The organism is Alloalcanivorax gelatiniphagus (assembly GCF_005938655.1).
GTDB classification, from domain to species: Bacteria; Pseudomonadota; Gammaproteobacteria; order Pseudomonadales; family Alcanivoracaceae; genus Alloalcanivorax; species Alloalcanivorax gelatiniphagus.
This window is the reverse complement of record NZ_VCQT01000035.1, coordinates 1-21,894: the sequence shown is the minus strand read 5'-3', so window position 1 is coordinate 21,894 and position 21,894 is coordinate 1. Positions and strand designations below refer to the sequence as shown.

17 protein-coding genes are annotated in these 21,894 nt (G+C 66.7%); 13 read left to right on the top strand and 4 right to left on the bottom strand.

What is annotated here, in order from left to right; translation table 11 throughout:
• Window positions 1–32 precede the first annotated feature (32 nt).
• Window positions 33–839 carry a 3',5'-cyclic-AMP phosphodiesterase gene (cpdA, locus tag FGS76_RS11170; RefSeq protein WP_240692514.1) on the top strand — a complete coding sequence of 269 codons (807 nt, stop codon included), beginning with the start codon at window positions 33–35 and terminating at the stop codon, window positions 837–839.
• A 6-nt stretch (window positions 840–845) separates the two neighbouring features.
• Here cpdA and FGS76_RS11165 read toward each other — a convergent pair whose 3' ends face one another.
• Window positions 846–2,477 carry a Na/Pi cotransporter family protein gene (locus FGS76_RS11165; protein ID WP_138772725.1) on the bottom strand — a complete coding sequence of 544 codons (1,632 nt, stop codon included), beginning with the start codon at window positions 2,475–2,477 and terminating at the stop codon, window positions 846–848.
• A gap of 147 nt (window positions 2,478–2,624) precedes the next feature.
• Between FGS76_RS11165 and FGS76_RS11160 the strand changes: the two genes are divergently transcribed.
• The 4 genes from FGS76_RS11160 to FGS76_RS11145 all read left to right on the top strand — a co-directional run bounded on the left by FGS76_RS11160 (window position 2,625) and on the right by FGS76_RS11145 (window position 8,544).
• Window positions 2,625–3,209 carry a YqiA/YcfP family alpha/beta fold hydrolase gene (locus tag FGS76_RS11160; protein WP_138772724.1) on the top strand — a complete coding sequence of 195 codons (585 nt, stop codon included), beginning with the start codon at window positions 2,625–2,627 and terminating at the stop codon, window positions 3,207–3,209.
• Window positions 3,210–3,236: 27 nt separating this feature from the next.
• The gene (gene parE, locus FGS76_RS11155) at window positions 3,237–5,123 is read left to right on the top strand and encodes a DNA topoisomerase IV subunit B (RefSeq protein WP_138772723.1); all 1,887 of its coding nucleotides are present in this window, start codon (window positions 3,237–3,239) and stop codon (window positions 5,121–5,123) included.
• A 233-nt stretch (window positions 5,124–5,356) separates the two neighbouring features.
• Entirely contained in the window at window positions 5,357–7,594 is a 2,238-nt protein-coding gene (parC, locus tag FGS76_RS11150) for a DNA topoisomerase IV subunit A (protein WP_138772722.1), read from the top strand.
• Between the two features lie 53 nt (window positions 7,595–7,647).
• Entirely contained in the window at window positions 7,648–8,544 is an 897-nt protein-coding gene (locus FGS76_RS11145; protein WP_138772721.1) for an acyltransferase, read from the top strand.
• Window positions 8,545–8,624: 80 nt separating this feature from the next.
• On the opposite strand, the gene FGS76_RS11140 is transcribed toward FGS76_RS11145, so the two are convergent.
• Window positions 8,625–9,365 carry a TIGR04219 family outer membrane beta-barrel protein gene (locus FGS76_RS11140; protein WP_138772720.1) on the bottom strand — a complete coding sequence of 247 codons (741 nt, stop codon included), beginning with the start codon at window positions 9,363–9,365 and terminating at the stop codon, window positions 8,625–8,627.
• A gap of 168 nt (window positions 9,366–9,533) precedes the next feature.
• Between FGS76_RS11140 and FGS76_RS11135 the strand changes: the two genes are divergently transcribed.
• From FGS76_RS11135 to FGS76_RS11115, 5 genes are all read left to right on the top strand, one after another.
• Window positions 9,534–10,070: a DUF2058 domain-containing protein gene (locus FGS76_RS11135; RefSeq protein WP_138772719.1), complete on the top strand. Its 537-nt coding sequence runs from the start codon at window positions 9,534–9,536 to the stop codon at window positions 10,068–10,070.
• Complete coding sequence (locus tag FGS76_RS11130) at window positions 10,067–10,912, top strand: CvfB family protein (RefSeq protein ID WP_240692513.1); 846 nt, start codon at window positions 10,067–10,069, stop codon at window positions 10,910–10,912. Before FGS76_RS11135 ends, FGS76_RS11130 begins: the two co-directional genes overlap by 4 nt.
• Window positions 10,913–10,965: 53 nt before the next feature.
• Complete coding sequence (locus tag FGS76_RS11125) at window positions 10,966–11,733, top strand: helix-turn-helix transcriptional regulator (protein WP_138772718.1); 768 nt, start codon at window positions 10,966–10,968, stop codon at window positions 11,731–11,733.
• 346 nt (window positions 11,734–12,079) lie between these two features.
• Window positions 12,080–14,455: a penicillin acylase family protein gene (locus FGS76_RS11120; RefSeq protein ID WP_240692512.1), complete on the top strand. Its 2,376-nt coding sequence runs from the start codon at window positions 12,080–12,082 to the stop codon at window positions 14,453–14,455.
• Between the two features lie 98 nt (window positions 14,456–14,553).
• Window positions 14,554–15,474 carry an alpha/beta fold hydrolase gene (locus FGS76_RS11115; RefSeq protein ID WP_138772717.1) on the top strand — a complete coding sequence of 307 codons (921 nt, stop codon included), beginning with the start codon at window positions 14,554–14,556 and terminating at the stop codon, window positions 15,472–15,474.
• Between the two features lie 103 nt (window positions 15,475–15,577).
• Here FGS76_RS11115 and epmA read toward each other — a convergent pair whose 3' ends face one another.
• Window positions 15,578–16,516, bottom strand: a complete 939-nt coding sequence (gene epmA / locus FGS76_RS11110) for an EF-P lysine aminoacylase EpmA (protein ID WP_138772716.1) — start codon at window positions 16,514–16,516, stop codon at window positions 15,578–15,580.
• A gap of 8 nt (window positions 16,517–16,524) precedes the next feature.
• Window positions 16,525–17,094: an elongation factor P gene (gene efp / locus FGS76_RS11105; RefSeq protein WP_138772715.1), complete on the bottom strand. Its 570-nt coding sequence runs from the start codon at window positions 17,092–17,094 to the stop codon at window positions 16,525–16,527.
• A 53-nt stretch (window positions 17,095–17,147) separates the two neighbouring features.
• On the opposite strand from efp, the gene epmB reads away from it, so the two are divergent.
• The 3 genes from epmB (at window position 17,148) to FGS76_RS11090 (ending at window position 21,868) form a co-directional block, all read left to right on the top strand.
• Complete coding sequence (gene epmB, locus FGS76_RS11100; RefSeq protein ID WP_138772714.1) at window positions 17,148–18,155, top strand: EF-P beta-lysylation protein EpmB; 1,008 nt, start codon at window positions 17,148–17,150, stop codon at window positions 18,153–18,155.
• Between the two features lie 101 nt (window positions 18,156–18,256).
• The gene (locus FGS76_RS11095) at window positions 18,257–19,708 is read left to right on the top strand and encodes a hypothetical protein (protein WP_138772713.1); all 1,452 of its coding nucleotides are present in this window, start codon (window positions 18,257–18,259) and stop codon (window positions 19,706–19,708) included.
• A gap of 81 nt (window positions 19,709–19,789) precedes the next feature.
• Window positions 19,790–21,868, top strand: coding sequence for an EAL domain-containing protein (locus FGS76_RS11090; protein WP_138772712.1), 2,079 nt, complete (start codon window positions 19,790–19,792; stop codon window positions 21,866–21,868).
• Window positions 21,869–21,894: the final 26 nt, after the last annotated feature.

The following is a 21,894-nucleotide window of genomic DNA, read 5'->3' as shown; positions in this document are numbered from 1 at the left end:
CCTTCACCTTAGAGAACAACGGGAGCGGGGCTTTGACGCAACCGGTGCAACCGCTGCGCATGGTGCAGTTGTCCGATTTTCACCTGTTCGCGGACCGCGACGGCAAGCTGTTGGGCCTGAACACCCAGTTCAGCCTGGAGCAAGTGCTTGAGCGTGCGCGCCGGGAACGCCCGGTACCGGATTTCGTGGTGGCCACCGGCGACCTTTCCCAGGACGGCTCCTACGAATCCTACCAACGTCTGGAAGACACCCTGGCGGTGCTTGAAGCGCCGGTCTACTGGCTGGAAGGCAACCACGACAAGCCGGCGCCGATGCTGCGCGCGCTCAGCGGCCAGGCCGGGCGCATCAGCCCGTGCGTGGCGGAGGAGGGCAACTGGACCCTGGTGTTGCTTGATTCCACCATTCCCGGCGAGGTGCCCGGCGAACTGTTCGACGACGACCTGAGCTTTCTCGACCAGGCCCTGGCCTCGGCCCGGGGCGACCATGTGCTGGTCTGCCTGCACCATCACCCGGTGCCCATGGGCAGCCGCTGGCTGGACACCCAGCTGGTGGCCAGCGCCGACCGCTTCTTCCAGGTGATCGACGCCCACCCCCGGGTGCGCGGCATTGTTTGGGGGCATGTGCATCAGGAATACGACGCCGAGCGCAACGGCGTGCGGCTGCTGGCGGTGCCCAGCACCTGCGTGCAGTTCAAGCCCGGCAGCGAGGATTTCGCGGTGGACGACGCCAGCCCCGGCTACCGCTGGCTGGACCTGTGGCCGGACGGCCGCATCGACACCGCCGTGAGTCGCGTGGAAGGCATCGAGTTCAGCGTTGACCTTACCGTGAAAGGCTACTGAGGCCGGTCACCCCCGCCGGTCGTCCTCGCCGTCCAACCCTTCCAGCGCGGCAAAAGCCACCGCGCAGAACAGCGAATTAAGCCGCTTCATATCGCCGATCAGCTCCAGGTGCAGGGAGCTGGTCTCAATGCTCTCCACCACCTTGCGGTGCAGCCGTTCCAGATGGGCGTGGGAAAGCTGTCGCTGGCGGGAGCGGAAACGGTTCTTCTCCATCAGCAGTTGCCGGGCGCTTTCCTCGTCGCCGCTGAGAAACACGGACAGGCCCAGCCGCAGGTTGGCCTTGAGCAGGCCGTGCAGATCGATCAGCTCCTGCAAACCGCTGTCGGAGAACGAGCGGCGCCGGGCGGTCTTGCGGTCACGCACCTTCTCCATCATGTGTTCCATCTGGTCCCCGGCCTGCTCCAGGTTGATGCTCATCTCCACCACCTGGGACCAGCGCCGCCGGTCACTCTCGTGCAACTGGGCGAGGGACACCCGGGCCAGGTACAGCTTGATGCCGGTGTACAGCTCGTCCAGATCGTCGTCCAAAGCGCCCAGGTCCCGGTCGCTGCCCACCCGTTCATTGCGCAGCGCCTCGACGATGGCGTCGAGCATGGTTTCCACGGTGTCGCCCATGCGCAGCACCTCCCGGGTGGCGTTGGCCAGGGCCAGCCGTGGCGTGTCCAGGGCCGCCGGGTCCAGGTGGCGCGGCCGGGACCGGTCATCGGCGGCGTCCGGCCGGTCCGGCATCAGGCGCCGGGTGAGCCGCGCCATGGGGCCGGTGAGCGCCAGAAACAGCAGGCAGCGAAGCCCGTTGTAGGCCACGTGGAAGCCGATCACCAGGTCCTGTGGCCCGAACGGCAGGGTGGCCAGGTAGCGCGCCAGCAGCGGGATCGCCGGCAGCACCAGCGCCAGCCCGAGCAGTTTGAACAGCAGATTGCCCAGCGCCACCCGGCGCCCGGCCACGTTTTGCAGGCTGGTGTTCATCAGCGCCAGCAGGCCGCTGCCCACGTTGGCGCCCACCACCAGGGACAGCGCCACCGGCAGCGACAGCACGTCGGTGGCGGCCAGGGTGGCGGTGAGCAGCACCGCCGCCAGGCTCGACCAGGTGATCAGGGTGAACAGGGCGCCCACCAGGGCGTCCAGCACCAGGTCGCCGGTCAGCGAAGCGAACAGCACCTGCACGCCCCGGGCCTCGGTGATCGGCCCCATGGCGGTGATGATCTGTTCCAGGGCCATCAGGATCAGCCCCAGGCCGATGGCCACGCGGCCCAACTGCCCGGGGCGGCTTTGCTTGCGCGACAGGAACAGCGGTACCCCGACGATCACCAGCAGCGGCGACAGCCAGGCCAGATCCAGGGTCAGCACCCGGGCCATCAGCGCGGTGCCCAGGTCGGCGCCGAGCAGAATCGCCAGGGCCGTGGCCAGCGGCATCAGGCCGTCGGCGACGAAGCCGCTGGCCAGCAGGGCGGTGGCGTTGCTGCTCTGCACCAGGGCGGTGACGCCGGTGCCGGCGCCGAACGCCACCACCCGGTTCATGCGCCCGCCCAGCCAGCGGCGCAGCCGGGCCCCGTACACGCGCAGCACCCCGGTGCGCACGATGTGCGTGCCCCAGACCAGCAGTGCCACCGCGGACACCAGATGCATCAGAGTGAGCATGGCGGGCCTTCCTGGCGGCCTCCTTCGGGATTCCCTTTATGAACATCGTTTATAGCAGCCAGCGAAGCCGCTCGGCCACCGTTCTCTGGCCCGCCGCCGCCGGGCCCGGTACCCTTGGCGTCCGATTTGCCCGCCGACGGTGACACCATGAACGTACCGGCCACCAGCCTGATCTATATCCATGGGTTCAACAGCTCCCCGGCGTCGTTCAAGGCCGGTGTGCTGCGTGACGTGTTCGAACGGGCCGGCGCCGCCGACCGGCTGCACATTCCGGCCCTGCCGCCGGAACCGCGCCGGGCCATGGCGCTGCTGGAGGCCACCATGGCCGCCGCCGGCCCCTGCGCGCTGCTGGGTTCCTCGCTGGGGGGCTTTTACGCCACCTGGCTGGCCGCCCACCACGATTTGCGCGCGGCGCTGATCAATCCGGCGGTGCGGCCCTGGCAACTACTGGACAAATACACAGGTATCAATCATAACTACCACACTGGCGAGGCCTACCAGCTGGATCCGGCCTGGGTGGCGCAGCTGCGCCACTACGAGGTGCCGGCGATCGAGCGGCCGGAGCAGCTGCTGCTGCTCACCCAGACCGGCGACGAATCCCTGGACTGGCGGGACGGTTGGGAATACTACGCCGACTGCCATCTCTACCGGGGGCTGGGCGGCAGCCATGGCTTTGATGACTTCGACGCCTTTATTCCGCTAGTGTTGCGCTTTTGCGGAATCGAGCTGTAACCCCCCGCGGCGTTTTTTAGGACATCTATGAGCAACACCTATACCTCCGAAAACATCGAGGTCCTGTCGGGCCTGGAACCGGTGCGCAAGCGCCCGGGCATGTACACCGATACCAGCCGTCCCAACCACCTGATCCAGGAAGTGGTGGACAACTCCGTGGATGAGGCCCTGGCCGGCCACGCCAAAAGCATCCGAGTGACCCTGCTCGCCGACGGCGGCGTCGAAGTGGAAGACGACGGCCGGGGCATGCCGGTGGACCCGCACCCGGTGCAGAAGAAACCGGGCGTGGAAGTGATCCTCGCCACCCTGCACGCCGGCGGTAAGTTCTCCAACAAGAACTACCAGTTCTCCGGCGGCCTGCACGGGGTCGGCGTGTCGGTGGTCAACGCCCTGTCGAAAAAGCTGGAGGTGCTGGTCAAGCGCGACGGCCAGCTGCACCACATGGAATTTGGCGGCGGCGAGAAGGTCAGCGACCTGAAAGTGGTCGACACGGTGGGCAAGCGCAACACCGGCACTATCATGCGCTTCTGGCCGGACGAGAAATATTTCGACTCGCCGAAAATCTCGGTGACGCGGCTGCGCCATCTGCTGCGCGCCAAGGCGGTGCTGTGCCCGGGGCTGAACGTCACCCTGGAAAACAAGCAGACCGGCGAAAGCGAAACCTGGGAGTACGCCGACGGCCTGGTGGAATACCTGGTGGACAGCACCCGGGGCTGGGAGCGGGTGCCGACGGAACCGTTCGAGGGCGCCATGAGCGGCGACACCGAAGCGGTGGACTGGGCGGTACTGTGGCTGCCGGAAGGCGGCGAGCTGGTCACCGAGTCCTACGTGAACCTGATCCCCACCGCCCAGGGCGGCACCCACGTCAACGGCCTGCGCTCCGGCCTGCTGGAGGCGATGCGCGAATTCTGTGAATTCCGCAACCTGCTGCCGCGTGGCGTCAAACTGACTCCGGAGGACATCTGGGACCGGGCCTGCTACGTGCTCAGCGTCAAAATGCAGGACCCCATGTTCGCCGGCCAGACCAAGGAGCGGCTCAGCTCCCGGCAGACCGCGCCGTTCGTGTCCGGGGTGGTCAAGGACGCCTTCTCCCTGTGGCTCAACCAGCACACCGACGAAGCCGAGCGCCTCGCCGAGCTGTGCATCAACAACGCCCAGAAACGCCTGCGCGCCGCCAAGAAGGTGACCCGCAAGAAAGTGGTCAGCGGCCCGGCGCTGCCCGGCAAGCTGGCCGACTGCACCAGCGATGACCCGGCCCAGACCGAGATCTTCCTGGTGGAAGGGGACTCCGCTGGCGGCTCCGCCAAGCAGGCCCGGGACCGGGTCTACCAGGCCATCATGCCGCTGCGCGGCAAGATCCTGAACACCTGGGAAGTGGACCCGGGGGAAGTGCTGGGCAGCCAGGAAATCCACGATATCGCCGTGGCCCTGGGCATCGAGCCGGGCAGCGACGACATCGGCGCCCTGCGTTACGGCAAGGTCTGCATTCTCGCCGACGCGGACTCCGACGGCCTGCACATCGCCACCCTGCTGTGCGCCCTGTTCCTGCGCCACTTCCCGGCGCTGGTGCGTGGCGGCCATGTGTTCGTGGCGATGCCGCCGCTGTACCGCATCGATGTGGGCAAGGATGTCTATTACGCCCTCGACCAGGAAGAACGGGCCGGCGTGCTGGACCGCATCAAGGCGGAAAAGAAACGCGGCAAGATCAGCGTCACCCGCTTCAAGGGCCTGGGCGAGATGAGCCCGCTGCAACTGCGCGAAACCACCATGGCTCGGGACACCCGCCGGCTGGTGCGCCTGAGCGTGGACAGCGCCGACGACACCCACCAGCTGATGGACATGTTGCTGAGCAAGAAGCGCGCCTCCGACCGCAAGGTCTGGCTGGAACAGAAAGGCAATCTGGCTGAGGTTTAAGTTGCAAGTTTAAAGTTAAAAGTTGCAACGCGAGGATGTGCCCTTTGTGCGCAAAGCGGCGTGCTCCGCGCTGGCGCTTTAAAGGGACTTCGCGGGCACGGTCTTGCCGATTGGCAAGGCCCGTCACGCGGCTTGCAACTTGGAACTTTTAACTCGCGACTCTTACGGCAGGATTGGACGTACAGCCTCTGCGCACCCCCATGCGCCGGGGCGACCAACAAGGCAAAAACGTAATGGCTGACGATTTCGAAGATCTTTCCCTCCGCGATTACACGGAGAAGGCGTACCTGGATTATTCCATGTACGTGATCATGGACCGGGCGTTGCCGAAGATCGGCGACGGCCTGAAGCCGGTGCAGCGGCGCATTATCTATGCGATGAGCGAGCTGGGGCTGAAGAACACCGCCAAGTACAAGAAGTCCGCCCGTACCGTGGGTGACGTGCTGGGTAAGTTCCACCCCCATGGCGACTCCGCCTGCTATGAGGCCATGGTGCTGATGGCGCAGCCGTTCAGCTACCGTTATCCGCTGGTGGACGGCCAGGGCAACTGGGGCAGCCCGGACGATCCCAAGTCGTTCGCCGCCATGCGTTACACCGAATCCAAGCTGGCCCCCTACGCGGAAGTGCTGCTCTCCGAGCTGGGCCAGGGCACGGTGGAATGGGTGCCCAACTTCGATGGCACCATGGACGAGCCCAAGCTGTTGCCGGCGCGGCTGCCCAATGTGCTGCTCAACGGCACCACCGGCATCGCCGTGGGCATGAGCACCGACATTCCGCCCCACAACCTGAAGGAAGTGGCGCGGGCCTGTATTCATCTGCTCAAGGACCCGGGGGCCTCCCTGGATGATCTGCTGGAGCACATCCAGGGCCCGGACTTCCCCACCGAAGCGGAAATCGTCACCCCCCGCAACGACATCATCCGCATGTACGCGGAAGGCAAGGGCAGCCTCAAGCAGCGCGCCGTCTATGAGCGCGAGGAAAACGATATCGTGGTCACGGCGCTGCCCTACCAGGTGTCCGGCGCCAAGGTGCTGGAGCAGATCGCCGACCTGATGCAGAAGAAAAAGCTGCCCATGGTCAGCGATCTGCGTGACGAGTCCGACCACGAGAATCCCACCCGCCTGGTGATCACCCCCCGTTCCAACCGGGTGGACGTGGAACAGCTGATGAGCCACCTGTTCGCCAGCACCGACCTGGAGAAGAACTACCGGGTCAATCTGAACATGATCGGCATCGACGAGCGGCCCCAGGTGAAGAGCCTGGACACCATTCTCACCGAATGGCTGCAGTTCCGGCTGACCACCGTGCGCCGTCGTCTGCAGTACCGCCTGGACAAGGTGGAGGACCGGCTGCATATCCTGGAAGGTTTGCTGATCGCCTATCTGAACATCGACGAGGTGATCGAGATCATCCGCCGGGAGGACGCGCCCAAGCCGGTGCTGATGGAACGCTTCGGGCTCAGCGACCGCCAGGCGGAAGCGATCCTGGAACTGAAACTGCGCCACTTGGCGAAGCTGGAAGAGATGAAAATCCGTGGCGAGCAGGACGAGCTTGCCGAGGAGCGCGCCTACCTGCAGGCGACCCTGGATTCGCCGGCCAAAATGAAGAAGCTGGTCGCCTCCGAGCTGGAAGAGGACATGGAGAAGTACGGCGACGAGCGCCGCTCTCCGATAGTGGAGCGCGCCGAGGCCCGGGCCTTGGACGAAACCGATCTGATCGGCGCCGACCCGGTCACCGTGGTGCTGTCCGAGAAGGGCTGGATTCGTGCCGCCAAGGGCCACGACGTGGACGCCGCCGGGCTCAGCTACAAGGCCGGGGATAAATTCCTGGCCGCCGCCCAGGGCAAATCCAACCAGCCGGTGTGCTTCCTGGATTCCACCGGGCGCAGCTATTCGCTGCCCACCCATACATTGCCCAGCGCCCGGGGGCAGGGCGAGCCCCTGTCCGGCCGGGTCAGCCCGCCCTCCGGCGCCCGCTTCGTGGCGGCGGTGATCGGCAAGGAGAAGGACGCCTACCTGATGAGCACCGACGCGGGCTACGGCTTCGTGGTGCGCTATGGCGACCTGCTGGCCAACAAGAAGGCTGGCAAGAACGTGCTCAATGTGCCCAATGGCGCCAAGGTGCTGGCCCCCTGCCGGGTGAACGATCCGGATCAGGACCTGATCGCGCTGGTATCCAACGAGGGGCGCCTGCTGGTGTTCCCGGTCCGTGACCTGCCGGAGATGACCCGGGGCAAGGGCAACAAGATGATGTCGATTCCCACCGCGCGGGTGGCGGACCGCACCGAGTTCGTCCAGGACGTGCAGGTGCTGGGGCCACGGGACCTGCTGGTTATCCGTGCCGGCAAGCGCCATCTGAGCCTCAAACCCGGCGATCTGGAGCACTACCTGGGCGAGCGTGGCCGGCGCGGCGCCAAACTGCCAAGGGGCTTCCAGAACGTGGATGTTCTAGAAGTGGAGCGGCGTGATTAATCGGCATTTTTAGGTATCATCCGCTTTGATCCGAGGAAGAGGAGCGTTGGCGGATGCGGGCCCTATTGACCGGTATCGTCACTTTTTTGCTGTTGCTGCTGAACACCCTGGTACTGATCGGCCCGATGATGGCCGTGGCGCTGCTGAAGCTGGTGGTGCCGGGGCAACGGAACAAGACGCGGCTGTCCGCCGGGGTAATGTGGATCGCTGAAACCTGGGCGGAGCTGTGCAAGGCGATCTTCGCCCTGATGACCCCCACCCGGTGGGATATCCGTGGCGACGAGGGGCTGCGCCAGGACACCTCCTATCTGGTGGTCAGCAACCACCAGTCCTGGGTGGATATCGCCGCGCTGGTGCAGACCTTCAACCGCAAAACGCCGTACTTCAAGTTCTTCCTCAAGAAGGAGCTGATCTGGGTGCCGTTTCTGGGGCTGGCGTTCTGGGCGCTGGATTACCCGTTCATGAAACGCTACAGCAAGAGCCAGCTGGAAAAGCGGCCGCACCTGAAGGGCAAGGATCTGGAGATCACCCGGGCCGCCTGCGCGAAGTTCGTCGACATGCCGGTGACGGTGGTGAATTTTCTGGAAGGCACCCGCTGCACGCCGGCCAAACAGGCCCGGCAGAATTCCCCCTACCGCTATTTGCTGCGGCCCAAGGCCGGCGGCGTGGCCTTCGTGCTGGCGGCCCTGGGCGACAACCTGGATGCCCTGCTGGACGTGACCGTGGTGTACCCGGAGGGCAAACCGCCGGGTTTCTGGGCGCTGCTCAGCGGCCAGGTCCAGCGGGTGATCGTGGACGTGCGCACCCTCAAGCTGGAGCCCTGGCTGTGGCAGGGGGATTACCAGGAGGACCGGCAATTCCGGGCCCGGGTGCAGAAGTGGGTCAGTGGCCTGTGGGCGGAGAAGGATGTCCGTATTCAGGCGTTGCTTGATGATCCGGATCGCGGATAACGGCCGTTATCGCGACTGAAGTCGCTCCTACAAAAGCGGTATGTTGTTGTAGGAGCGACTTCAGTCGCGATCAACCGCGATCAGAACGCCAAAGTAGCCGCCAGATAAGGCCCACCAATCTCCAGGTCCGAATCCAGCCCGCCCACGTCGTCCAGCTCGATTTCCATGCGCGAGTAGCCCGCTTCCACGCCCAGCAGGAAGTCCGAGCGCCAGCCGATGCGGGCGGTGTAATCGCGGATGCCGCTGCCGTCGTACTCCACCGCGTTGACCTCGCCGCCCAGGTAAACACCGGTCAGCGGCAGGTTGGCGTGCACCGCCAGGTGGCCCATGGGGAAGGTTTCGTCGGCCTTCTCGGTGGCGGAGTTGCCCAGGGTGTCGGAACGGATGGTGATTTTCGCGTCCAGGCGCCGCACGGTGATGCCCAGATCCAGCTTCACCACGTTGTCCACCGGGGTCCAGTAGAAGGTGCCGTCGAGGATGTCCATGTCGTACTCGGAGGCCACGTCGCCGGTGAACGCCTGGCCGTTGAAGGTGATTGGCTCGATCAGAGTGTTGCGGCCGTCGTCGGACAAATCCATGTAGCGCACACGCACATTGGGCAGGATCGGCACCGCGTGCTCCACGCCCACGAACAGCACCGTCTGGTCGCTGTCGTCGAAGCCCAGGTCATCTTCCATGTCGATGTCATTGTCGCCGGAGGCGATGGTGCCGGAGGTTTCCGTGTCCCAGCTGTAGCCGCCGGCGTAAACATCCACCAGGGGGGCGGCCTGGGTGGCGGGGGCGGCGGCCGCCAGCGCTGCGATCATAGTGAGACGCTTCATGGGTGCGGGTCCTTGTTTTGTGGAGAGTTGTTTTGATCGGAATCGTGTTGAGGGGATGGCGGTGGTATTGCTTCGCTATCAGTCTTTTACCTTAGCTGGCATCAGGATGGCGTCAAGGCGGGGCTTTCCTTTATGCTCGTGCGGTCAGTAAAACCGTACGGATTCACCATGGCCAATTCATTGCAAGACCAGCTCATGAAAGCCGGGCTGGCGGACAAAAAGAAGGCGCGCCGCGCCAAACAGGCGAAGCGCGAGGACGCCAACCGCGCCAAACGGGGCGAAATCGAGTTCGAGGACCCGGCGGAGCGGGCCCGGCGCCAGCGCGCCGAGCAGGCGGAGCGTGACCGCGCCCTGGCCCGTGAAAACCAGGAACGCCAGCGCGAGAAGGAAATCGCCGCCCAGATCCGCCAGCTGATCGAGCAGCACCGGCTGGCCCGGAACGACGCCGATCAGTCCTACCAGTTCGTGCAGGACAAGAAGATCAAGAAGCTCAATGTCACCGCCCGCCAGCAGGACCAGCTGGCCCGGGGCCTGATCGCCATCGTCGCCCTGGGTGAGCGCCACGAGCTGGTGCCGGCGGCGATCGCCGAGAAAATCCGCCAGCGCGATGAGGCGGTGGTGGTGGTGCTCAATGAGAAGGGCGCCGGACTCGACGAGGACGATCCCTACGCGGATTACCCGATTCCCGACGACCTGATGTGGTGAGCAGCGACACCGTGAGCCCCCATCCCGATACCGGCACCGTGGCGGTGCTGCCGGTGCTGCGCCGGGTGCGCGCCGGCCTGCTGCTGGACGGCGGCACCCTGGGCGAGGTGTTGCTGCCGGCCCGGGAACTGGGCGAGGACCCCACCGCCGCGTCGCTACGCGTGTTTCTTTATGAGGACGGCGATGGCCAGCCCCGGGCCAGTGCCCGCCTGCCCCGCTTGTTGCCCGGTCAGGTGGGCCGCCTGCGGGTGGTGTCCGTGAGCCGGGTGGGGGCGTTCCTGGACTGGGGGCTGCCCAAGGATCTGCTGCTGCCGTTCGCGGAACAGGGCAACCGCCCGGAAGTGGGCCGCTGGCAGACCGTGCGGGTGGTCCGTGACCGGTCCGGCCGGCTGTTCGCCAGCGCCCGCCTGGACCGCTGGCTGGAAGACACCTGTGACCAGTTCGCCCAGGGCGACGCGGTGTCCCTGGTGGTGGTGCAGCGCACCGAGCTGGGTTACAAGGTGGCGGTGGAAGACCGCTACTGGGGCCTGCTGGCGGAGGACGGCGCGGCGGACCTGAAGCCGGGCCAGCGGCTCACCGGCTATGTGCAGCGGCTGCGGGAAGACCGGCGTCTGAGCCTGTCGCCGAACCCGCCCGGCGCCGCCAAGCGCGAGGGCGTGGCGGAGCGCGTGCTGCAGCGGCTGCGGCGGGAAGACGGCTTTCTGCCGCTGGGGGACAAGAGCGCCCCGGAGGACATCCGCGCCGCCTTCGGTTGCAGCAAGAACGCCTTCAAGCAGGCCATTGGCAAACTGTACAAGGACGGCGAAATCGTCATCGAGCCGGCCGGTATCCGCCTGCGTTGAGGCCGGGCCGCCGGCTCCTGGAATACCAATAACAAGATCTCGGGAAGGGCGCCATGTCGTACCAGAACCGCTTGTACGTGTGGGACGACCGTTTTCTGTACCTGACCGAAAGCATCGTCTCCGGCCTCACCCAGCGGCACACCGTCACCCTGCTGGTGTCCCTGGGCGAGCCCGGTTTCCGGCTTGGCGATGAACGGGGCGGGGTGGCCGAGTATCCGGCCGCCCTGGTCGGCAATCAGACCGCCCGTTCCCTGGATGCCAGCCGCGCGCCGCTGCTGTCCATGAACTTCGACCCGCAGAGCTACGAATACCACTGCCTGGCCGCCATGCTCGGCCGCCAACCGGTGCGCCCGGTGATCGTCACCCCGGGGCGCATCGACGCGGCCACCCTGCGCGGCGCCCGGGATGGCAGCCTGGATCCCGCCGGCCTGTTCCGGCTGACCACCGCCTTGCCCCAGGCCCTGAGCGGCTACCGACCGATCCGCATGCCCATGGACATGCGGGTGATCCACATCGCCCAGAAAATCAAAAAGGAACTGCCGCTGACCAGCACCCTGGAGGAACTGGGCGCGGAGGTGGGGCTGTCCGCCCACCGGCTGCGGCATCTGTTCTCCGACAAGATGGGCATTTCCATCAAAAGCTACACCCTGTGGGCGCGCATGCGCCGCGCGGTGGAGCTCATCGCCCGGCACGAACCGTTGTCCATGGTGGCCCACGATGTGGGATTCTCCGACGCCGCCCACCTGACCCGCACCCTCAAGCAGTTCTTCGGTCTGACGCCCTCATTCCTGGCCCGTGGGATGGAAGTGAGCATGCTCTAGGGCCTGTTCACACTACTTGCATTACGCCTGTTGTGGCTAAAAACCCACCCATCAAGGCACGAGGAGAGAAGTTTGGTGGCGCCAAATGAACGACGAGTAACGCGGAGGGGTGGGTTTTTAGCCACAACCCGAAGGGCTGGCGCCTTTTTGGCCTCCAGCGTCGTTGTCGGTCGCTTATTTGGAATGACCAAACCGCGCTCCCTCCGCCTAGCTGGAGACCAAAATGACATCCAGCAGGCGTGATGCAAGTAGTGTGAACAGGCCCTAGCGCCGTTTCCCGGAATAGCCGCTGCGTTCAAGTACCGGTTACGGGTTTTCACGTAGGCTTTTCCGGTCTGGAGGCCCCTTGCCTCCGCATAACAACAACTCGGGAGACAACAATGACCATCCCCTTCGACCGCCGATCTGGTCGCGCGGTGTCGTTCTCGGTTTGACGGTGGCCCTGGCCGCCTGCGGCGGCGACAGCAATCACCACCACGGCGAGGACGCCAAGGCCTACCAGGCCACCATTGAACGTACCACCTACGGCATTCCCCACATCACCGCCGACAGCTATGGCGGCGTCGGTTATGGCCATGGTTACGCCATCGCCGAGGACAACCTGTGCGTGCTGGCCTCCGCCTACGTCACCTTCCGGGGCGAACGCTCCCGCTATTTCGGGCCGGACGCCAAGGCCGCCCCCATGGGCACCTTCGGCAGCCCGACCAACCGGGACGCGGACTTCTTCTTCCGCTTCGTGGTCAACGACGATCAGGTGGACAGCTTCCGCTCCGTGCAGCCCGCCGACGTGCGGCAACTGTCCGAGGGCTTCGCCGCCGGTTTCAGCCGCTATGTGCGCGAGGTGAAGGCCGGTCAGCACGCCGGGCGGCATCTCACCTGCCGGGACGAGCCCTGGCTGGACACCATCACCGACCAGGACGTGTTCCGGCGTCTGGTGGCCCTGAACCTGGCCGCCAGCAGCGCCAACCTGCTGGAGGAAATCGTTAACGCCCAGCCGCCAATGGCCGGCCCCACCAACCTGGTGCGCGGCGCCGGCGACGGGTCCGATGACAACGAGCACCGTTTCTGGGTCGGTGGCCAGGAAGGCATCGGCAGTAACACCCTGGCGTTCGGCGCCGAGGCCACCGATTCCGGCGGCGGTCTGCTGTTCGCCAACCCGCACTGGTACCTGGAAGGCGTGGATCGCTTCTACCAGCTGCAGCTCACCATTCCCGGCGAACTGGATGTGTCCGGTGTTTCCATCATGGGCGCGCCGATGGTGCTGATCGGCTTCAACAACAACATCGCCTGGGCGCACACCGTATCCACCGCCCGTCGCTTCACCCCCTACCTGCTGCAAATGGCCGACGCCACCCACTACATGAAAGACGGGCAGTCGAAGGCCCTGGAAGCGGTGGAGATCACCATCCAGGTGAAACAGCAGGACGGCTCCCTGCAGCCGGAAACCAAAACCCTGTACCGCTCCGAGTACGGCCCCATGGTCGATTTCGGCAATCCGCAACTGCCGCCCTGGAGCAACAACACCGCCATCACCCTGCGCGACATCAACCTGGAAAATACCCAGTCATTCCAGAACTTCCTGGCCTTCGATCAGGCGGAATCCCTGGATGATTTCTTTGCCGCCATCAAGGAACACGTGGGCATTCCCTGGGTGAACACCACCGCCATCGGCCGTGGCGATGAGCGCGCCCTGTATTCCGACATCACCGCCGTGCCCAATGTGCCGGACAGCATGCTGGGCTCCTGCCAGGTGGCCGCTCTGGCAGCGGGGCTGCCGCTGCTGAACGGCGCCACCTCCGACTGTGACTGGCGGCAGGACGCGGACGCGGTGCTGCCGGGGGCGTTCGGCCCGGCCAATCTGCCCTACCTGTTCCGCCGCGATTATGTGGCCAACATGAACGACAGCTACTGGCTCACCAACGCCAAGGCGCCGCTCACCGGCTACGCCGCCATCAGCGGCCGGGAAGGCTATGAACAGAGCCTGCGCAGTCGCCTGGGCCACACCCTGGTGGAAGACCGCTTCGACAGCCGTGACGGCTTCGCCGGTTCCCAGATCAACAGCACCCGGCTGCGCGATATCGTGCTCAACAGCCGCGTGCTCAGCGCTGAGATGCTCAAGCAACCGGTGCTCTCCGAGGTCTGTGGTGGCAATTTGACCGGCGATGAGCAACAGGCCTGCCAGGTGCTGCAGAACTGGGACAACACCGGCAACCTGGACGCCGTGGGCGCCCACGTCTGGACCGCCATCTGGGAGGAGCTGCGCGATGTGCCCGACCTGTACGCGGTGCCGTTCGACGCCAATGATCCGGTGCACACGCCGTCCGGTCTGAACAGCGGCGACAGCGAAGTGCTGAATGCGGTGCGCCAGGCGTTCTCCGACGGCGTGGCCGCCGTGATCGACAGCGGCGAAGCCCTGGACGCGCCCCTGGGCGACGTGCAGAAGTACCCCAAGGCGGGTACCGACATCCCGCAATATGGCGGCGAGGGCTACGAGGGTTACTTCACCGTGCTGCGTAACACCTACCTGCACGTGGTGGATTTCCCTGAAGGTGAGCCGGTGCGTGCCTACACGCTGCTGTCCCACGGCGAATCCACCGACCCCACCAGCCCGCACTACGCGGACTACACCGAGGCTTACTCTCGCAAGCAATGGCATCGGGTGCCCTTCACCCGGGAGCAAATCGAGAATGCGCGCCTTTCCATCCTGGAATTGAGCGAGTAACGCCTCCGGCCCATTGGGCCAGAATGCCCGGCGGCGCTTGTGGGCGCCGCCGGGCTTTTTTATGTTGTGCGCCTGTTCCCACTCAGAGAGAGGCGCCCATGGCCACCGGCACGGTGCACAGCAACGGCATTGAACTGTTCTACGAAACCCGTGGCCCGGAGGACGGCGTCCCGCTGATCTTCGTCATGGGCCTGTCCGCGCAACTGGTGTTCTGGCCGGAGGGGCTGCTCGACGCCCTGGCCAACCGGGGCTACCGGGTGATCGCCTTCGACAACCGGGACGCCGGCAAATCCTCGTACATCCGCAAACCGTTCAAGTACGGCCCGATGCAGGCCATGCTGCGCTATATGGTGGGTGCCCGGGTGCACGCGCCCTACACCCTGGATGACCTGGTGGCCGACACCTTCGGCCTGATGGATGCCCTGGGCATCGAGCGCGCCCATCTGGTGGGCGCCTCCATGGGCGGCATGGTGGTGCAGCTGGCCGCCGCCACCCACCCGGGGCGGGTGCTCAGCATCACCTCGATCATGTCCAGCACCAACAGTCAGTTGCTGCCGCCACCCAAACCGGCGGCGCTGAAAACCCTGGTGGCGCCGCGGGTGAAAATCGAAACCGTGGACCAGTACGTGGCGTTCGGCCTGGACATGATGGCGAAGCTGGGCGGCACCCTGGACCCGGGCCGCGACGAGCTGGAGAACATGTTCCGGCGCAGCTGGGAGCGGGGCCTGAACCCGCGCGGCGTGCGCAATCAGTTCCTGGCCATCCTCGCCACCGGCAACCTTACCAAGCGGCTCAAGCGGGTGCGTTGCCCGGCCCAGGTGATCCATGGCGGCGCCGACCCGCTGATCCGCCCCGCCGGCGGCAAGGCCTCCGCCCGGGCCATCCCCGGTGCCCGGCTGGCGATCCTCAAGGGCATGGGCCATGACATCCCGCCCACGGTGCAGCCGCGCATCGCGGACCTGATCGATGCCAATTGTCAGCGGGTGGGGGAGGGTGAAACGGTGGTGGTGGGGGCCTGATGCCGATCGCGGCTGAAGCCGCTCCTACAAAGAGGGCACGGCAGGTTGTGTAGGAGCGGCTTTAGCCGCGATGCACCCCTGACGGCTTCAGCCGCGATACCCCTCAAGCCCGCTCGCTGGGAAACGCCCACACCTGCTCGATGCGCCCGGCGCCGCTGACCGCCATCTGCAGCCGTTCCAGGCCCAGGGCCACGCCGCTGCACGGCGGCAGACCGGCGCGCAGGGCGGCCAGCAGGTAGGGGTCGGCGGTCATCGGCGGTTTGCCGCTGGCGCGCCGTTTCTCATTGTCCCGTTCGAAGCGGCGCGCCTGCTCGTCGGCGTCCAGTAGCTCCTGGTAGCCGTTGGCCAGTTCAAGCCCCCGGTGATAGATCTCGAAGCGCCGCGCCACCGGGGCGCCGTCCCGGTCCTCGGTGGTCTGTGCCAGCGCCGCCGCCCAGCCGGGGAAGTCCTCCACCACGGTGAGCAGCGCCGGGTCCAGGGCCGCTTCCACCTCCACGGCCATCAGATAGTCCACCGCCTGGGGGCCGTTCAGGCCCGCCGGGGCGCCGGCCCGTTCCGCCCGGGCGGCCAGTTCCCTGGCCGGGGCGGTGAGCGGGTCCAGCCCGGTGACCGTGGCGAACAGCTCGCGGAACCGGTGGCGTTCGGCGCCGGCCCCGCACAGCGGCGTCAGCAGCGCCAGGCACTCCTCCACCAGGGCGTTCAGATCGAAGCCCGGCCGGTACCATTCCAGCAGGGTGAATTCCGGGTTGTGGCGGGCGCCGGCCTCGCCATGGCGGAACGCCCGGGCGATCTGGTAGATCGGCCCGCTGCCGGCGGCCAGCAGCCGCTTCATGTGGTATTCCGGGGAGGTTTGCAGCCAGCCGTGGCCGGGCACTTCGATGGCGTCGATATGCTCGTCACTGACCGCGTGGGCGGCCAGCAGCGGGGTGCTCACTTCCAGTACGCCGCGCCCATCAAAAAAGGCGCGCACCGTCCTCAGCAGGTCGGCGCGCGCCTTCAGGGCATCGTGGGCGGCGGTGGGCCGCCAGGATGCATCGCTCATGGGCGGGCTCAGTTCTTGATGCGGCCCACGTATTCGCCGGTGCGGGTGTCTACCTTGATCACCTCGCCTTCCTGCACGAACAGGGGCACGCGCACCACGGCGCCGGTGCTCAGGGTGGCCGGCTTGCCGCCGGTACCGGCGGTGTCGCCCTTGAGGCCCGGGTCGGTCTGGGTGATTTCCAGCTCCACGAAGTTGGGCGGGGACACGCTCAGCGGCTCGCCGTTGTAGAGGGTGACTTCGCACATGTCCTCTTCCTTCAGCCACTGCTTGGCGTCGCCCACGGCGTCGGCGCCGGCGGGCTTCTGGTCGAAGGTGTTGGGGTCCATGAAGTGCCAGAATTCGCCATCGCTGTAGATGTACTGCATGGTGACGTCGAGCACGTCGGCGCCTTCCAGGCTGTCGCCGGACTTGAAGGTGCGTTCGATCACCTTGCCGGTTTTCAGGTTACGCAGTTTCACGCGATTGAAGGCCTGGCCCTTGCCCGGTTTGACGAACTCGTTTTCGATGATCGAACACGGGTCGCCGTCGAGCATGAGCTTCAAGCCGGATTTGAATTCGCTGGTAGAATAGCTGGCCATAGACTCTGATCCACTGTTGCGGGAATTTCCGGATGGCGTTGAAAAGGTTGGCCATGATAACTCAGGAGGCCGACGGTTGGCAGGTGCCGGATTGGCGCCGCCTGCAGGCGGACCTGGTCACCGATGCGGCGGAGCTGTGCGCGCTGTTGGGGCTGCGCCCGGAACAGCTGCCCGGTGGCATCGACGGGGACAGCGATTTCCCGCTGCGGGTGCCGCGCCGCTACCTGGCGCGCATCACCCCCGGCGACCCGCACGACCCGCTGCTGCGCCAGGTGCTGGCCAGCGGCCGCGAACGTGACACCGTGCCCGGCTACGGCGCCGATCCCCTGGCGGAGGCCGACCACACCCCGGTGCCGGGGCTGCTGCACAAATACCATGGCCGCGCCCTGCTGGTGGTCACCGGCGCCTGCGCGGTGCACTGCCGCTACTGTTTCCGGCGTCACTTTCCCTACCAGAGCCATCTGTCCGGCGGGCGCTGGAAGCAGGCGCTGGACTGGCTGCGCGCCCACCCGGATATCCGCGAGGTGATCCTCAGCGGCGGCGACCCGCTGACCCTGAGCAACCAGCGGCTGGCCGGGCTGATGGACGAACTGGCGGCGATTCCCCACCTCGACCGGCTGCGCATCCATAGCCGCACGCCGGTGGTGATCCCGGAGCGTCTGGACGACGAGCTGCGGGCGTTGCTGGACACCCCGCGCTGGCGGGTCACCCTGGTGCTGCACGCCAACCACCCCCGGGAAATCGACGCGGACCTGGCCGGCCGCTGCCGGGCGCTGGGGCGGGCCGGGGTGACCCTGTTGAACCAGGCGGTGTTGCTGGCCGGGGTCAACGACGACGCGGAGACCCTGGCGGCGCTGTCCGACCGGCTCCACGACGCCGGCGTGTTGCCCTACTACCTGCACCAGCTGGACGCGGTGGCCGGCGCCGCCCATTTCGCCGTGTCCGACCACCGGGCGCTGGCTCTGCACGATGCCCTGCGTGCCCGCCTGCCGGGCTTTCTGGTGCCGCGCCTGGCCCGCGAGGAGCCAGGGCGGCACAGCAAGACCGTGCTGAAAGGCTGATTTACACAGACAGGGCTTTGCCGTACCGTTTTGTGAAATAGTTCACAAAAACGGCGGGTCATGCCGGGGCGTGCCCGCCCCTGGGTGAAGGACAATCACCGATGCATGACGCATGGCCAAAGGATCTGGCGTGGGCGCTGCCGGAGGGGGGCGCCGCTCCGCTGGACAATTTCTCCCTGGCCAGCACCCGGGTGCCGGGGTTGCGGGCCTGGCTGGCGACGCTGCCGCCGGAGGACCCGACGCTCAGCGCCGCGCGCTTGCTGCGCCTGCTTGATGAACTGACCCGCCTGCGTATCGATACCCGCCGCCGTCTGGCCCTGTTGGAAGAAGTCCGCCCCTGGGTGTGCCGCCTGCTGCCGGTACTGCAGAGCCACTATCTGGATGCTCCCTTGAGTCTGCCGCAAGCGGCGCGCCGCTCCGCCGAGCAGGTGCAGGACCTGTTCGAGACTTTGGCGCGGGGGTATCAGCAGGTGGCGGCGGCGCTGTTGGCCAGCACCCCGGGGCCGGCCCGGCGCCAGGCCGCCGCCACCGCCGTGCAGCGGGCCCTGGATGCCCTGGGCCAGCGACTGTGGCAGTACTGGCTGCTGTATTCGCTGGCCGAGCCGGGGCTCTGGTGGCGGCTGCACCGCCTTTATGCCACCGCCGAATACCAGGGGCTGCAGGCCCTGACGGTGGCCGATCCGGAGGCCCCCGGCCATGAAAGTTCAGTGCACGACGCCTATGCGCGGGTGCTGCTGGTGGCCAGTGCCCAGCCACAGCAACTGCGGCCGGCGGCGCTGGTGGCCTTGTACCGCGCCGCCGGTCACTGGGGTCGCTGGCTGACGCTGGATGCCGCTGCCGCCGACGGCGGCTTCCAGGTGATTCTGGATCAGGATCGCGGGCCGGCGCCGGCGGACCACGACGGCGGCCCCCGATGCCGTCATTTCGACACCCGTACCCTGGCCCGGGCCCTGGCCGGCGATGGCCGGCCGGGCCCGTTGCCGTCGCTGTTGCTGGCCCATCTGCGCACGGTCTGGTCGGTGCCCCGGGACCGCCAGGATGCGCGCCGGCCCAGCGAGGACAGGCTCACCGTGGTGCTTGGCCTGAACGGCGCCCATGCCTGCCTGGAGCAGCCGGCCCATCGGCACGACGCCGCGCCGGCCTACTGCCTGGACCGCAACGAGCAAGGCTGTGGGCTGATCTGGCCGGGCGCCACGCCGGACACCCTGCGGGTGGGCGCGGTGTTGGCGCTGGGTGGCGTGGAGGAGGCGGCCCCCTGGCGGGTCGGCGAGGTGCGCTGGCTGGCCCGGGAGCCGGACGGGGTCCGGTTGGGGGTGCGGCTGCTGCCCGCCGATGCCCGCCCGGTGCGCATCAGCCATGGCTACGGGGACACCCTGCCGACCCCGGCCCTGTTGCTGCCGGCGGCCGCCGGCGACACCCTGCTGGTGCCCACCGCCGGTTTCGCCAGCGGCGCGCGCATCACGGTATGGGACGGCCCGCCCCGGCTGGCCCGTCTCGGGGTTCGCGTGGACGGCTCGGCGGAGGCGTGCCGCTATCGCCTGCGCTGGGATTGAATCCCGATTCAGTTCTTTGGAGAACCGGGTCCGGTCAGGCACAATGGTTGCCCTACGAATAACGGATGAGCACCGGCGCCGATGACATACGCTCTCGATACCCTCCGCTTGTTGATCGCCCACGATTCCCAGGATGAAGCCGAACAATTGATGAACGCCCTGCGTAACGCCGGCCGTGCGACGCGGGCGCAGTTGGCGCTCAACGAGGACGATCTGGTGCGGGCGCTCAAGGGCGGCGCCTGGGAGCTGATGCTGTGCCGGCCGCGTTTTGGCGACGGCAGTTTCGAAAGCGCCATGGCCCACATCAACCGGCTCGGCAAGGTGCTGCCGGTGGTGCTGCTGAGCGACGATTACGACGCCACCATCGTCCGCGATGCCTATAACGCCGGGGCCCGGGCGGTGGCGCCCAAGGACGACCGGGAACTGCTGATGCAGTGCGTGGACCGGTTGATGGAATTCCTGCGCCTGCGCAAGGAGCTGCAGCACTCGGAAATCACCCGCCACGAGGCCGAGAAACGGCTGCGTTTGCTGATGGACCAGAGCCGCGACGCCATCGCCTATGTGCTGGACGGCATGCACATCCAGGCCAATGACAACTATGCGCGCATGTTCGGCTACCAGGATGCGGAGGAGCTGGCCGGGGTGCCGATCATGGACATGGTCTCGGCCAGCGACCACGGCCGCCTCAAGACACTGCTGCGCAACCGCGCCCAGGACCAGAACCAGACCAATGAGCTGGAGTGCCGGGGCGTGCACACCGAAGGCCACGAATTCGAAGCCAACTTTATTTTCTCGCCCAGCACCTACGACGGCGAGGCCTGTACCCAGATCGTGATCCGTGCCGCCAGCCTGGACGAAAACGCCCTGCAGGAACGGCTCCATGAAATCAGCCAGACCGACCAGATCACCGGCCTCTACAGCCGCAGCTGGTTCATGGAACAGCTTGATCAGGCGGTCAGCGACGCGGCCCGCCAGGGGCAGCTGGCGGCGGTGCTGTACCTGCGCCTGGACGACTTCGAGCAGCACCAGTCCCGGTTGGGCATGGGCGGCGCCGACGAGGTGCTGCGCACGGTGGCGGACTGGCTGCGCGGGCACTGCGCCGATGCCCGCCTGGCGCGGGTGGACGGTGAGGACTTCGCGGTGCTGAAGTCGATCAATGACATCGACGAGGCGGCGGCCCTGGCGGAGACCCTGCGCGCCGGCATCGAGACCCTGATGCCGGAGGTGGCCAACCGCACCGTGCACATCACCGCCAGCCTCGGGGTAGCGTTCGCCCGGGAGGACGCGCGCAGCAGCCAGGACATTCTCACCAAGGCCCTGAAGTGCTGTAACCAGGCCCAGCGTCAGAACGACGAGCAGGGCAACGCCATCAAAATCCACGACCCCATGGACGACGTGGCCGCCGGTTCCAACGAGGCGGTGGCGCTGAGTATCCGCCAGGCCCTGGAGAAGGGCAGTTTCCGGCTGCGCTATCAGCCGCTGATGAGCCTGCGCGACGACGGCGAGCAGATCTTCGAGGTGTTCGTGCACATGCCGCAGAAGCAGGGCGATGACCTGGCCGCCGCCGCCTTCATGCCGGTGGCCGCCGATCAGGGCATGGCCGGCAAGGTGGACCGCTGGGTGGTGCTCAACGCCATGCGCGCCGCCGCCGCCCACGAAGAGAAGGTCACCCTGCTGGTCAATCTGAGCGGTTACTCCCTGGGCGAGCCGGGGCTGGCGGAATGGTTGTCCAAGGCCATGCGCGCCGCCCGCCTGTCCGGCGAGCAGGTGATTTTTCAGTTCTCCGAGGGCGACACGGTCAACTACCTGAAGCAGGCCGGCGCCTTCGCCCAGGCCATGCGCAAACAGGGCTGCGGGCTGTCGATCAGCCGGTTCGGCGGCAGCCTGGACCCGTTCAAGCTGTTCGAGCACATTCCCGCCACCATGGTGAAGTTCGAAGGGTCGTTCACCCAGGAACTGGGCAAATCCGAGAGCCGCGAGCGCTTCGCCGAGCTGATCCAGCAAGTGCAGGACAGCGGCCGCCGCACCGTGGTGGGGTTCGTGGAATCCGCCGCCCAGATGCAGACCCTGTGGACCCTGGGCGGGGTGGACTACCTGCAGGGCTACTACCTGCAGGCGCCCATGGACCGTCTGGAAGTGGCGGAAACCACGGACGGGTAGGCAAGGGCAAGCTGCAAGCCGCAAGC

Bases quoted from the DNA above. Each gene is read 5' to 3' on its own strand.
- FGS76_RS11165 (WP_138772725.1), bottom strand. From the start codon at position 2,477: ATGCTCACTCTGATGCATCTGGTGTCCGCGGTGGCACTGCTGGTCTGG.
- FGS76_RS11160 (WP_138772724.1), top strand. From the start codon at position 2,625: ATGAACGTACCGGCCACCAGCCTGATCTATATCCATGGGTTCAACAGC.
- parE (WP_138772723.1), top strand. From the start codon at position 3,237: ATGAGCAACACCTATACCTCCGAAAACATCGAGGTCCTGTCGGGCCTG.
- parC (WP_138772722.1), top strand. From the start codon at position 5,357: ATGGCTGACGATTTCGAAGATCTTTCCCTCCGCGATTACACGGAGAAG.
- FGS76_RS11145 (WP_138772721.1), top strand. From the start codon at position 7,648: ATGCGGGCCCTATTGACCGGTATCGTCACTTTTTTGCTGTTGCTGCTG.
- FGS76_RS11140 (WP_138772720.1), bottom strand. From the start codon at position 9,365: ATGAAGCGTCTCACTATGATCGCAGCGCTGGCGGCCGCCGCCCCCGCC.
- FGS76_RS11135 (WP_138772719.1), top strand. From the start codon at position 9,534: ATGGCCAATTCATTGCAAGACCAGCTCATGAAAGCCGGGCTGGCGGAC.
- FGS76_RS11125 (WP_138772718.1), top strand. From the start codon at position 10,966: ATGTCGTACCAGAACCGCTTGTACGTGTGGGACGACCGTTTTCTGTAC.
- FGS76_RS11115 (WP_138772717.1), top strand. From the start codon at position 14,554: ATGGCCACCGGCACGGTGCACAGCAACGGCATTGAACTGTTCTACGAA.
- epmA (WP_138772716.1), bottom strand. From the start codon at position 16,516: ATGAGCGATGCATCCTGGCGGCCCACCGCCGCCCACGATGCCCTGAAG.
- efp (WP_138772715.1), bottom strand. From the start codon at position 17,094: ATGGCCAGCTATTCTACCAGCGAATTCAAATCCGGCTTGAAGCTCATG.
- epmB (WP_138772714.1), top strand. From the start codon at position 17,148: ATGATAACTCAGGAGGCCGACGGTTGGCAGGTGCCGGATTGGCGCCGC.
- FGS76_RS11095 (WP_138772713.1), top strand. From the start codon at position 18,257: ATGCATGACGCATGGCCAAAGGATCTGGCGTGGGCGCTGCCGGAGGGG.
- FGS76_RS11090 (WP_138772712.1), top strand. From the start codon at position 19,790: ATGACATACGCTCTCGATACCCTCCGCTTGTTGATCGCCCACGATTCC.